General features: G+C 38.2%; 12 protein-coding genes. 7 read left to right on the top strand and 5 right to left on the bottom strand.

What is annotated here, in order from left to right:
- Positions 1-35: 35 nt before the first annotated feature.
- Entirely contained in the window at positions 36-797 is a 762-nt protein-coding gene (locus MKX65_RS03225; RefSeq protein WP_340902294.1) for an ABC transporter ATP-binding protein, read from the top strand.
- Positions 787-2,730, top strand: coding sequence for an ABC transporter permease (locus tag MKX65_RS03220; protein WP_340902293.1), 1,944 nt, complete (start codon positions 787-789; stop codon positions 2,728-2,730). The genes MKX65_RS03225 and MKX65_RS03220 overlap by 11 nt, the downstream gene beginning before the upstream one ends.
- Positions 2,731-2,835: 105 nt before the next feature.
- Here the strand turns inward: MKX65_RS03220 and MKX65_RS03215 are convergent, their stop codons facing one another.
- On the bottom strand, positions 2,836-3,006 hold the full coding sequence (locus tag MKX65_RS03215) for a Fe3+ hydroxamate ABC transporter substrate-binding protein (RefSeq protein ID WP_377058970.1): 171 nt from the start codon (positions 3,004-3,006) through the stop codon (positions 2,836-2,838).
- A gap of 138 nt (positions 3,007-3,144) precedes the next feature.
- On the opposite strand from MKX65_RS03215, the gene MKX65_RS03210 reads away from it, so the two are divergent.
- The gene (locus MKX65_RS03210) at positions 3,145-3,396 is read left to right on the top strand and encodes a hypothetical protein (RefSeq protein ID WP_340902290.1); all 252 of its coding nucleotides are present in this window, start codon (positions 3,145-3,147) and stop codon (positions 3,394-3,396) included.
- Positions 3,397-3,530: 134 nt separating this feature from the next.
- Here MKX65_RS03210 and MKX65_RS03205 read toward each other — a convergent pair whose 3' ends face one another.
- On the bottom strand, positions 3,531-4,541 hold the full coding sequence (locus tag MKX65_RS03205; protein WP_340902288.1) for a phosphotransferase: 1,011 nt from the start codon (positions 4,539-4,541) through the stop codon (positions 3,531-3,533).
- 208 nt (positions 4,542-4,749) lie between these two features.
- Here MKX65_RS03205 and MKX65_RS03200 point away from each other — a divergent pair, with 208 nt between their 5' ends.
- Complete coding sequence (locus MKX65_RS03200; RefSeq protein WP_340902287.1) at positions 4,750-5,730, top strand: aldo/keto reductase; 981 nt, start codon at positions 4,750-4,752, stop codon at positions 5,728-5,730.
- A gap of 682 nt (positions 5,731-6,412) precedes the next feature.
- Here MKX65_RS03200 and MKX65_RS03195 read toward each other — a convergent pair.
- Positions 6,413-7,417, bottom strand: a complete 1,005-nt coding sequence (locus MKX65_RS03195) for a DUF3231 family protein (protein ID WP_340902286.1) — start codon at positions 7,415-7,417, stop codon at positions 6,413-6,415.
- Between the two features lie 220 nt (positions 7,418-7,637).
- Here MKX65_RS03195 and MKX65_RS03190 point away from each other — a divergent pair, with 220 nt between their 5' ends.
- Entirely contained in the window at positions 7,638-7,922 is a 285-nt protein-coding gene (locus tag MKX65_RS03190; RefSeq protein ID WP_340902283.1) for a hypothetical protein, read from the top strand.
- A 66-nt stretch (positions 7,923-7,988) separates the two neighbouring features.
- Here MKX65_RS03190 and MKX65_RS03185 read toward each other — a convergent pair whose 3' ends face one another.
- Positions 7,989-8,546, bottom strand: coding sequence for a DUF4256 domain-containing protein (locus MKX65_RS03185; protein ID WP_340902282.1), 558 nt, complete (start codon positions 8,544-8,546; stop codon positions 7,989-7,991).
- A 168-nt stretch (positions 8,547-8,714) separates the two neighbouring features.
- Positions 8,715-9,674 (bottom strand): tRNA dihydrouridine synthase, encoded by a 960-nt coding sequence (locus tag MKX65_RS03180; RefSeq protein ID WP_340906148.1) that lies wholly within the window; start codon positions 9,672-9,674, stop codon positions 8,715-8,717.
- 804 nt (positions 9,675-10,478) lie between these two features.
- Between MKX65_RS03180 and MKX65_RS03175 the strand changes: the two genes are divergently transcribed.
- Together MKX65_RS03175 and MKX65_RS03170 are read left to right on the top strand one after the other, a co-directional pair.
- A complete protein-coding gene (locus MKX65_RS03175) occupies positions 10,479-11,405 on the top strand; it encodes an SGNH/GDSL hydrolase family protein (RefSeq protein WP_340902280.1) in 927 nt (308 codons plus the stop codon).
- 13 nt (positions 11,406-11,418) lie between these two features.
- Positions 11,419-12,030 (top strand): YpmS family protein, encoded by a 612-nt coding sequence (locus MKX65_RS03170; RefSeq protein WP_340902279.1) that lies wholly within the window; start codon positions 11,419-11,421, stop codon positions 12,028-12,030.
- The last annotated feature ends 332 nt before the right edge of the window (positions 12,031-12,362 follow it).

Raw genomic sequence — 12,362 nt, 5'->3', positions numbered from 1 at the left:
TATAATCAAGTCATTGAAGGAAGGAGAGAATAAGATTGAATATTCTAGAAGCCAAACAAATACACAAAAGCTACGGAAATAAATTTAATAAGCAAGAGGTCCTAAAAGGCATCAATATGTTCATTGAACAAGGAGAATTTGTCAGTATCATGGGAGCCTCTGGATCTGGTAAAACCACTCTATTAAATGTGCTTTCCTCGATTGACCATGTGAGCCAAGGTTCTATTTTTGTGGAAGGAAAAGAGATTACACAGATGCGTGATAAAGAACTCGCCCTTTTTCGCCAAAAGAACTTAGGCTTTATTTTTCAAGATTACAATTTATTAGATACACTGACAGTCAAAGAAAACATTTTGCTTCCTTTATCCATTACAAAAACACCCAAAAAGGAAGCCGACCAAAAGTTTACGGAAGTGGCCAATGAGCTTGGAATCACTGAGCTTCAACATAAGTATCCGAATGAAATATCCGGCGGGCAGAAACAACGAACATCCGCTGCCCGTGCATTCATTCATGATCCGAGCCTCATCTTTGCTGACGAGCCAACGGGTGCACTTGATTCAAAGGCTGCGTCCGATTTATTAAATAAGCTTAGCCAATTAAACCAAAAGCGAAAATCCACCATCGTGATGGTCACGCATGATCCAGTAGCTGCGAGCTACTGTTCAAGAGTCATCTTCCTGCGAGACGGACAAATCTATACCCAGCTAAACCGAGGTTCAGAAACAAGGCAAGCCTTTTTCCAAGATATTATGAAAACACAAGGAGTGTTAGGAGGGGTGCAAGATGACCATTAATCAACTCATCCTTCGCTCCTTTAAAAAGAATGTAAAAAACTATTATCTGTATGTATTTGCCTTGATTTTTAGCGTCTCTCTTTATTTTGCGTTTGTTACCCTGCAATATGACCCTGCGATGGACGCCGCCAAAGGGAGTATTAAAGGAGGAGCTTCCATTCGTGCTGCGTCCGTCCTTCTTGTTGGAATTGTTACCGTCTTTCTCGTGTATGCCAATATGATTTTTATTAAAAGACGCAGTAAAGAAATCGGACTCTTTCATTTGATTGGCATGACGAAACGGAAGATATTCCGCATTCTTGGCGTAGAAAATGCCCTTCTCTACTTTTTATCGCTAGGCATTGGTATTTTCGTTGGATTTTCATTTTCTAAATTAATCATGATGATCCTGCTAAAAATTACGGGAGTAAATGCTGTTACGACCTTACATTTTTCAAGCCAGTCATTTATTCAAACCGTCATTGTGTTTACACTCATTTTCTTATTCATTCTTGGGATGAATGCACTTTTTATTCGAAAACAGACGATTTTATCCTTATTTCGAGTAACTTCTTCTGCCGAGCAAAAGGTACAAAAGCTATCTGTATGGGAGATGTTCATGGGCATTGCGGGGATTTCACTCATTGCCTTTGGTTATTTTGTTTCCACCAAACTGTTTAGCGGTGACATTACAGAGATGAATGAACTCTTTATTGCCATGGTGATTATTTTAGTATCCGTTATTCTTGGAACCTATTTCTTTTACAAAGGATCTGTTAGCTTTATTTTTAACCTGATTCGAAAAAAGAAGGACGGATACTTAAATATTAAGGAAGTTCTCTCCTTATCTTCTATTATGTTTCGCATGAAGTCGAATTCGTTCCTGTTAACCATTGTCACTACGGTATCTGCACTTGCCATCGGATTGTTATCGTTAAGTTATATCTCCTATTATTCGGCAGAAAAATCAGCTGAAGATAATGTAATAAAAGATTTTGCCTTCACTAGTCAAGAAGATGCACAAATATTTAAGAATGCATTGAAGAGTAAAGATCTTCCTTTTGAGGAGACGGTTATTGATGTGGTGATGGTTCATGCGAATCTGAAATCAATCATACATTCCGGCGAAGTAATGGATGTGGACTTAAGTAAGATGGCGTTGCCTGTGGTTAGTGAAAAATCGGTTCCTGGGATGGATGTGTCGCCAACTGAAACGGTGTTTACAGGATACAGTGATATGCTATCCAAATTCATGTCTCTTGAAGACTCTGGAAAAATTGAATTTCACAGCAAATCCGGATCTATTCCGCTTGATTATATTGGATTAAGAGATGAGTATATTGTTTCCTGGTATTTTACAAACGGTGGTCAGCCGGTTGCCATCGTGGATGATTCCTTGTTTTCTACCCTTCAACAAGACTTCGATCCTGAGGTTCAGCGAGAATCTTCTGTCTTTATCGGGATTGACATGAAGAAAGAAGAGACGATCCAACAAGCCAATGAGCTTTATCTGGACCTAGGACTTGATGAAAATTACATGAATGATTCTCAGCTACAAATGAGCACAGACCAGAAACTACTCATGGGGCTCTTGATGTTTATCGTTGGTTTCCTTGGTCTCACCTTCCTTATTACATCCGGGTGTATTCTTTACTTCAAGCAAATGGACGAAAGTGAAGATGAGAAATCAAATTATACCATCTTACGTAAGCTCGGTTTTACTCAAGGAGACTTAACAAAAGGCATCGGTCTGAAACAGGTCTTCAATTTTGGTATTCCTTTAATCATCGGTCTGTCTCATAGCTATTTTGCGGTCCAATCCGGCTGGTTCTTTTTCGGGGCAGAGCTTTGGACCCCTATGTTACTAGTTATGATTCTTTATACAGGCCTATACTCCATTTTTGGATTTCTGTCCGTGCTTAATTATAAAAAAGTGATCAGAAACGCCCTTTAACTTTATATATAAAAAAGGATAGATGAGCATAATTAAATTGGCTCTATCTATCCTTTTTTTGTACGATGGCTAACCGAACCCTTTTCTTTAAGTATGAGTAAAGGATTATTTTAATTTTTGATTAAAACACTCCTCACAAATAAATGTACCTTCATTTCTTAAATATGCCTTAACTTCAGTGAAGCCTTTTCGCTTTGGATATCGCATCTTAACAAAAACAACCTCATCTCCTTTTATTTCTTTCTCGCAAAAAGTACATCTTGGTTTATCCCACAACACGAATATTCCCCTCCTCAAAAAATCCCTTTCCTTCTACCTATACGAATATCCCGTTGTAAAGGTTTCCTATTGGGATACATAGTACCGTAAAAACTGAAAATAATACCAATGAGGTGATTTAGAAGGAGATGACATATGGAAAATGTAGCTAATGTTGTTCATATAGGAGAATTAATAGCTGTCTCTAAAGTTTTTCAACTCAACCCTTTTCGAATGGTAACATTAATAGAAAAGGGGGCTATGGAAGTGTTCGAAACGAAGGAAGCCTTTGTAGCAAAATACGGAATCAAGGAAACTTATGACGAATTAGAAAATTGGTGTGAGTTAAACAATGGGAAGATTTTTACCAAACCTATAGTAGAAAGTGAGTACAATAGCAGTCACTGACGATGTCTTTCAAACGTATTAAGGGTCGATTGAAAAAAGGTGCTACCTATGTAAAGGCAACACCCTTTCTGTCCTTCTACTTTAAAACCATGACTATATCCAATATTGGGAGATACTCCAATGCCCCCGTTCGTTTACAATCTTTGTCTAGCCGACCTGAACTTTTCATGATGCTTGAAAATCCATGAAACCCTTCGTGCCGCCTTACGAATATACTTTTTTACCGTATCGATCGAGTCCACCCCGTCCCAAAACCGGCCGAGGAAATGGATAAACACATCTAGACTTCGAAGCTGGATTAAAAGAGGAATAACATGAATTTCTTCTTCTGTCAGCTGAATTCTACTGCCATATCCAGTGAGGAAGGCAGTAATCTTTTTGAAAATGATGGTTTCATCCTCTTCATCATCAATAAAATCGGAAAGAGCAACTGCCACTTCCATGACTCGTAAATCATGGGTAACAAATTCAAAATCAAGAATGGCGGAAATCTTTCCATCTTCTCCAGAAAGAATGTTAGAAGCATTTAAATCTCCATGGACGAACTGATGCGGAAGTCTTTTTAAAAATGGGACTTGGGCTTGAAATGAAACTAGTTGTTTGTAAATAATGAATAATTCTTGAGCGACTTCCACAAAGTCCACAGGTGGATTTAGGGAAAAGTCTTTCATCTGATCCAAAGAACATCTTGGGTGTGTATGATCCAGATCATAATATGGTCTATATACGGGCCCTTGATTTACAGTGACCTCAGCAAGTTGTACAGTAAGTTGCCCAGCCGCCTTACCAAATGAATAGATTTGCTCGGAGTCCTCTAGAGCAGGATTTGTCCCATCGATAAATGGAAACATTGCTGCAAGAGATCCGGACTGAGTTTTAACAATGGTTTGGCCATCATTTGTTCTTAACAGGACTGGGAGGGATAAGGACATAGGCCGTTCGGTTAATGCTAGTAATACCGCATGTTCGAAGTTTACTTTGTCTTCATCTTGGTGGGTTTCATAAATTCTCAATACATATTTCTCATTGTTTGCCAGAATAAATAGAGTGGTGTTGTTTTTCCCACTTGGGCCGGGAACACTCTCCCAGTTATCAAATGGAAAGTACAAAGGAACGGTTTCTTCCATATAGGATATTTTTTTCATTTTAATCCAAAATCCTTTTTAAAAAGAATCTATCACGTACAGGAAAAAGAAGATAGTATTTTTGGATAGAATTTATGATAAGCGGACTTGATAGAAATAGGCAAAAACTTAGTAGGAATAGGATAAGAGATTTAAAGGATGAATGGCATAATTATTTCTAAAAAGGTCACGGTACATGTGGCAATAATTGAAGAGAGGGAATAATCAAATGGAGTATGTGAAACTTGGTAATACAGGCATTGATGTATCTCGATTTTGTCTTGGATGTATGGGTTTTGGGGACGCAAATAAATGGGTTCACCAATGGGTATTAAACGAACAGGACTCTCGCCCCGTAATAAAAAAAGCGCTTGAATTAGGGATTAACTTTTTTGATACTGCCAATGTATACTCACTTGGCACCAGTGAGGAATATCTTGGGCGAGCTCTGAAAGATTATGCAAATCGTGATGAAGTCGTCATAGCCACAAAAGTACACGGGCAAATGCACAAAGGTCCAAATGGTTCTGGACTTTCTCGAAAAGCTATTATGAGTGAAATTGATCATAGCCTGAAGCGTTTGGAAACCGATTATGTTGACCTTTATATCATCCATCGTTGGGACTACCAAACTCCCATTGAAGAAACAATGGAAGCCTTACATGACGTAGTGAAGTCTGGAAAAGCAAGATACATTGGTGCTTCTGCGATGTTTGCTTGGCAATTCCAAAAAGCTTTACACGTGGCTGAAAAAAATGGGTGGACGAAATTTGTCTCTATGCAGAACCATCTCAACCTCATTTACCGCGAAGAGGAAAGAGAAATGCTCCCTCTTTGTAAGGAGGAGAAAATTGGCGTGACTCCATATAGCCCACTAGCATCAGGGAGATTAACGCGCGACTGGTCAGTAACTACACATCGTTCAGAAACCGATCAAGTCCAAAAGTCTAAATACGATGCAACTTCAGAAGCTGACCGATTAGTGGTTGAACGAGTAGCTTCTATAGCCGAGAAACACGGAGTGCCTCGAACACATATTGCACTTGCTTGGCTATTACAAAAAGAAACCATAACATCTCCAATCATCGGGGCAACGAAAATATCACATCTTGAGGATGCTGTAGGAGCTTTATCGGTTAAGCTTTCACCTGAAGAGATTGCATTCCTTGAAGAGCCCTATGTACCTCATCGAATCGTAGGTCATAGTTAGTTTCGAATAGTTAGAACCAACCCAATTCTACCCATGGTAGGTTGGGTTTTTAACGTATTGCAGGAGTTTTTCGGACTAGACTTGATGGAATTTGTGCTTGGGTGTCCGAATCCAGTGATTATTCGGACTGGACTTGTTGGGTTTTAGGACTTGGGTGTCCGAATCCAATGGGGATTCAGACACGTCTTGTTAGGTTTTAGGACTTGAGTGTCCGAATCCAATGGGGATTCAGACACGTCTTGATGGGTTTTTGTACTTGGGTGTCCGAATCCTGTGGGCATTCAGACACGTCTTGATGGGGTTTAGTACTTGGATGTCCGAATCCAATGAGGATTCAGACACGTCTTGATGGGGTTTAGTACTTGGATGTCCGAATCTAATGGGGATTCAGACACGTCTTGATGGGTTTTTGTACTTGGGTGTCCGAATCCTGTGGGGATTCAGACTGGACTGGTGAGATTTCGCACTTAGGTGTCCGAATCCAATAGGGATTCAGACAAGTCTTGATGGGTTTTTGTACTTGGGTGTCCGAATCCTGTGGGCATTCAGACACGTCTTGATGGGTTTTTGTACTTGGGTGTCCGAATCCTGTGGGCATTCAGACTGGACTGGTGAGATTTTGCACTTAGGTGTCCGAATCCACCATCTACAAGCTTGAACAAACTCCCCAATTCCCCTTCGCCTAAACATTTCTGTTCCTTAATGCTTCTCTATCAACATTTTGTGGTGGTTGTTCTAACCATCTGTTTTCAATCATCAATTTAACACCATCACCTGCGTATTGAAGGATTTCACTCATTAATCTTGTATAGTGTCCACCTATATCCTTTCGAAGACTTGTCCCAATCCCTGTCCCATAACCAGCAACACTAAGCGCAGATAAACTATTAATGTGAAACATCATTAGCTTATCTGAGAATGGAGGTTCAATTGATTGAGATATGGTTGAATCCCACGAACTAGGCATTGCGACTCCATCGTCTACAAGAATTTCTCTAAATACCGTTTCATGTTTAGCTGCTATTTCTGCTCCTCTTTCCATATACTTTCTCACTTCTGAAGACTTAGCTGTTTGGGAAAACCCCGCTACGAATGTTCTGCCAATAGAGTTTGTTTCTGTATTTTTAGAGATATGAGCTAACTCAATGACAGTTAACGGTCTATGTTTCCCGACGATACTAGATAGAAAGGATTCACTTTGAAGGTTCTCAGCTTTTTCCATTGGTGGTAGAGTAGGTGAACGAATAAATGCCCCCTTCTTCAAAAGGATTTCACATGAATCATTATAAAGTTGCATAAACATTTGGGAGGTTTGTGAAAAGAATTCCCTTACATCGTTTCTTGCCAATACTTCGAGCAAAGCTGAAGATGCAGCGGTTCCTGCGGCAGCCATGTATTTAATGTAACGTAGAGCAAAGAGGGCAGAATATAAACGATCCGCTTCCAGATTAACATCCTCTTGCGAAAATCCAATCGGAATCCCATGCTTTTCCTTTTCAAAGATTTCCTTGACCCCACTTACAACATTACGACAATTTGATAAGGCAGATTGAATAATTTCGTTACTCTCTTTATCTTCATTCACATTTGCAAAATGCTGGATAACACAATGCGACATGGAGTTCTGCATATAAGCACTCCACAAGGCCGCTACTTCAGATGAAATTAGTTTTGCGCTATGTTCCATTTTTAATTGTAACTCCTTTTTTATTTTTACTATGTCCAAAAAGAGTAACAAACTTTTGTTTCATTTATTAATTTCTCTAAAGAGTTATCAAATTCACACTTTAAAATCATTATAATATAGTATCAATTATAAATAGAATGTGATAAAATTAATAAGCAAGAACATGACATTCTTTCCTAAAGGATTTTAAATAACATTTATAGTATGGGAGGGTTTTATAGTGAAAGAAGAAGTTGGAAAAATGGCGTTAAGAGAGGTAACGAGAGAAGAGTTTCTAGAATTGGCTCAAAATGGCGCTCGTGAATTATTTGATCTTGAACATTATAAAGTGTTTGATGGATCAAAAGGCGATGAACAAAGTCACTTTGTTTACGATATGAGAACTCACCGTTGTTTTTTAATAGATATAAATACTTGTTATGAGTTAGTAACAGCTTTCTATTGTGGTGGAAATAAGTCGACGATCTATCAAAATATAAACGAGATTGCATCATCAGTAAAATAACAGAACTTGGATGAAAATATGGGAACCCGTCAAACGGAGTTCCCTTTCTTGTTTAACAAACCACCCTTAAACCCTTAACGAAGCACGGAACCCTCTAGCAGCATAGTAAGAGTCCGCACCATTATGGTACACGAAAACATGACCAAAGCGACGATCGCAAAAAAGGGCACCACCGAGTGCTCTAATATCAGAGGGGGTTTGTACCCAGCTTGATGTTTTCAAATCAAAATTCCCAAGCTTCTGCAACTCTCGATATTGTTCTTCCGTCAATAGTTCAATCCCCATAGCAGTGGCCATATCGATGACGTTATTTTCCGGTTTATGATTTTTCCTTGACTCCAGCGCTTCAAGATCGTAACAAACGCTTCTTCGACCTTTAGGACTTTCCGCTGAACAATCATAAAATATGTATTCGTCGTTCTCCTGATCATAACCAACCACATCTGGTTCCCCACCGGTTCTTTCCATTTCGTTGAGCGACCACAGTTTCTCCGTTCTAGCTTCTAGCTTTTCTTGGATCTTGGCCCATTCAAGACCTTCATGACGATTCAAGTTTTTCTCAAAACGTGTTTTCAAACCTTTCAATAAGTCTTCCTGTTGTTCTAGTGACAACTCCTTTGTCATACTAGTCCCCCCTTATTGTTTTTTACTTACATAGTTTAAGTATATATAAACATTCGTATGATGATAAAGGGTTTTCAGAAACCATTTTCGTTCAGTCATGCTGGAAAATCCCTTCCTGTTGTGAAAAGGAAAAAGGCGACCTCCTTCTTGAAGAATCGCCCCAATTTTTTAAGAAAAATCAAAGTTATCAAGCAATGCACGCACTTCATCTGTTGATTTTGTGTTCATCAATTGATTTCTTAATTCACCCGCTCCACGGAATCCTTTGACATAAATTTTGAAGAAGCGGTGAAGTCCTGTAATGGAACGTGGCACTAATTCCGCATATTGATCTTGAAGATCAAGCTGCAGTCTTAATAGATCAAGGTATTCTTTACTACTATGCTCTCTTGGCTCTTTTTCAAAAGCAAAAGGATTTTTAAAAATACCTCGCCCGATCATAACGCCATCAATACCATATTGTTCAGCAAGCTGCAGCCCAACTTTACGGTCAGGAATGTCTCCGTTGATCGTTAGTAGCGTATTGGGGGCGATACGGTCACGTAATTTTTTGATTTCCGGAATGAGCTCCCAATGCGCATCTACTTGGCTCATTTCCTTCCTTGTACGCAAATGAATAGAAAGGTTCGCAATATCCTGTTTGAAAATATGGGTAAGCCACTCCTCCCACTCCTCAACCTTCTTATCGCCAAGTCGTGTTTTCACACTGACAGGCAGTCCGCCCGCTTTGGCTGCTTGTATAAGTTCTGCCGCCACGTCTGGACGGAGAATAAGGCCACTACCTTTCCCTCTCGATGCCACATTCGGTACAGGGCAGCCCATATTTATATCGATGCCTTTAAATCCTAGCTCTGCCATGCCAATACTCATTTGACGGAAATATTCGGGATTATCCCCCCAAATATGTGCCACCATTGGCTGTTCATCTTCTGTAAAAGTCAAACGGCCGCGCACACTTTTCATGCCCTCTGGATGACAATAGCTATCCGAATTTGTAAACTCTGTGAAAAATACATCCGGTCGACCGGCTGCACTTACAACGTGACGAAAAACAACATCTGTCACATCTTCCATTGGTGCAAGTACAAAAAATGGCCGTGGTAAATCACGCCAAAAATTATCTATCATTTCAAACTCAAATCCTCTCTCAAACTCATGGTCCATAATTAATAAAGCCAAGCTTCTTTTACACTTATATCATGCCTAATATCTTATTATCAAACAAAAGTATATTTGATCATTTATAATTGTGAAAAACGGTAGTATTTTCTTTTTATAAAAACGGTTCCGAATGGTATCGGACTAAAAAAGATAGTAAAATAAACGGAGATTTTTCCGTTAGATGCAGAATGGAGCTCGTTTCGGGGGAAATAAGTGGAGATTTTCCGCTTATGCAAAGCAAAATCTCCACTTTTCGAAATTTCAAAGCCAATAGGCGGAATCTCTCCTTCTATTTTAGTTTTTTTTAATAATTATTACTAACTAAGCAGAATTTCTCCGTCTATTTATCAGTTTGAGTGCTTACCCTTATCCCCCCACCCAATAAGTGCGGATCCTCTTGAATCTACTTGAACCCTCAATACGCCAAGCAACAACCAAATGATCACTTGGTTAATAAGGTCACCAGAATTTCTGGTTGACCTTTTTCCATTTGTCATACTATCGACATAAGATGTATTAATTAGAAATGGTGATATTTCCTATACAGCTTACTTATATTAGACACCGTGTTTAAAAAAGTGGAACTAAGGATATTAGTTGAATATTGTGGGGGAGTTTTCAATAAGAATTTACCAATATTTAATACCTTAAGAAAGTGACAAAAATATATAAATCTATTATTTTACTAGTCAATGAATGGTAAAATGACTTGTTGGCTTGATAAGATGTAGGAGACACCGATATTACTATAAAACGGGTGGTGAGGATTACTTGAAGAAAAAGAAGGTATGGATCAGTACTTCTAGTGTTATTTTTGCTTGTTTCCTTCTTTATTTTTTTCTACCGTCTTTTAGTCAACAGAAAGAAGAACCTGTGAGTGTTGCATCAAATGTGACTAACGAATCCGTTAGCCTTTCTGTTGATACTAAAGCCGAGGAAGAAGAAGCAACCGTCATTAATGATAAACCAGTAGCAGAGGCCATTAAAGAAAAAGTCAGAGAAATGATCGAGGGTACAATAAATTTCTTTAGTCATGATAAAAAAATCGTTTCTATTGGAGATTCACTCACTCAGGGAGTCGGGGATGAAACAGAGAGTGGCGGTTATGTTGGTATTTTAAACCACACATTCGAAGATCAAAACATGAATATTACCATCGAAAACTTTGGAAAAAGAGGGAATCGAACGGATCAATTGTTAAAAAGGTTGGAAAATGAAGAGATTGTATCCGCTATAAAAGATGCTGATATCGTTTTAATCACCATCGGTGCAAATGATATTATGAAAGTAGTTAGAAGTAATTATACAAACCTTAATATAGAGCCCTTTCAAGAAGAAAAGGTTAGCTATGTTGAGAGATTAACTGCTATTTTCCATAAAATAAGTGAACTAAATCCAGATACTCAAATTTATTTGATTGGATTTTATAATCCATTCGAGCGTTACTTTGGTGATATTGAACAGCTAGACATGATTATGAATGATTGGAATCAAGCCGGTGAATTAGTTACAGAAGAGTTTGAGAATGTGTACTATATCCCTACAGAAGACTTATTCTCTAATTCTACTACCAACCTGTTAGCTGATGATAATTTCCACCCGAATACGAGTGGGTATAAATTAATGGCCAAGCGCGTTCTCGAGTATCTAAATGAATATTATGAAGAAACTGAGTTACCACATGAGGATATCGAATAGAAGGTGAAATGGGATGGAAATACAACTAAAAACAAAACCGTCATGGAAACAATTATTTTTAGGTATAGTTGGAGCGAATGTATGCTTTGTTTTATTTTTCTTCATTTTTCTACTATGGCCCGTATCTGATACAGAAATATCTAAAGAAGAATTACTTGAAGAGGAACCCGGGGCCGAATTTACGATTTCTTCGAGTAAGCAAAATTTGGATGAACTAGTGAATCAATATGTAGATAATTATATGAAAGATAAAGATGATAAATATACAGTTAAATTTGATGAAAATGTCCAATTATTAGGTTCAATCGAAGCCTTTCAGACCGACATCCCCATATCTATCACATTAGAACCCTCGGTACAAGAAAACGGCGACCTTGTGTTGTATGCTTCTGATATGTCACTTGGATTATTGGGACTGCCAGAAAAAAAGATTCTTGAATATGTGAAGAAAGAATTAGATACACCTGAATGGGTTAACATTGACCCTAAAAATCAACTGATCTATATTGGCGTAACACAAATGGAAGTGAAAAGTAACTTTAAAGTAAAGGTACAAAGTTTTGATTTAAAAAATGACCATATTACGTTCAAAATTAAAGTACCGAATAAAACATTAGGTTTATAGATTAACAAACGTTCCCGAACGAAAAAGCGGATTAAGTATTGCTATATAAGACATTGAGCCTTATCTATGAACTGATCCCATTTCATCCAACTTCATTATGTTTTTTTGAGACCTCTTGGTAAAATGAGGTCTTTTTTCTTTCACTGAATTGTCCACAAAATAAAAATGAAACCATTTTCCTTTCATACCGTATTCCATTACTGAGGTGATATATATGAAAGAACAAATATGCTTATATTGTAAAGGAACTAATTTCGTTGAAGCAACCGACTATATAAACCTTCGTCCATTGAACTCAAAGTTAAAAATAGGATCAGAAAAAATTTACACAG

This window comes from Robertmurraya sp. FSL R5-0851 (assembly GCF_038002965.1).
GTDB lineage: Bacteria > Bacillota > Bacilli > Bacillales > Cytobacillaceae > Robertmurraya_A > Robertmurraya_A beringensis.
The sequence above is the reverse complement of the archived record's forward strand: the minus strand, read 5'-3'. Positions and strand labels throughout refer to the sequence as shown.